The sequence below is a fragment of the Brevibacillus sp. SIMBA_040 genome, assembly GCF_046535075.1.
Taxonomy (GTDB): domain Bacteria; phylum Bacillota; class Bacilli; order Brevibacillales; family Brevibacillaceae; genus Brevibacillus.
The window spans coordinates 1-228 of sequence record NZ_JAWRXI010000463.1 but is presented as its reverse complement, the minus strand read 5'-3'; the positions used below and the strand labels follow the sequence as shown (position 1 = coordinate 228).

Sequence of the window (228 nt, the reverse complement as noted above, 5' to 3'; positions counted from 1 at the left end):
GAAGTCGATGCCGATCGCGGTCGCGCCCGGAACGTATTCGATATCGAATCGCACGTTCGGCAGCGCTAATGCGAACCACGCGTGCTCGAACACACGAACGTGAGAATCCCCAAGGACCAGTACGCGCTGCGGCGGTCGATCGCTTACAAGCGCCGCGCATCGCCACCACACGCGCAACAGCACACGATCGCGCCCGCGTTGCATGATCGCGCTCACTGCCCCAACACC

At 63.2% G+C, this 228-nt stretch carries 1 protein-coding gene; it reads right to left on the bottom strand.

The genetic code is table 11. The features are described 5' to 3' along the window. Positions 1 to 204 (bottom strand): hypothetical protein (locus tag SB752_RS33450; protein WP_410719667.1); only part of this gene is annotated, 204 nt, incomplete at its 3' end. Positions 205 to 228: the final 24 nt, after the last annotated feature.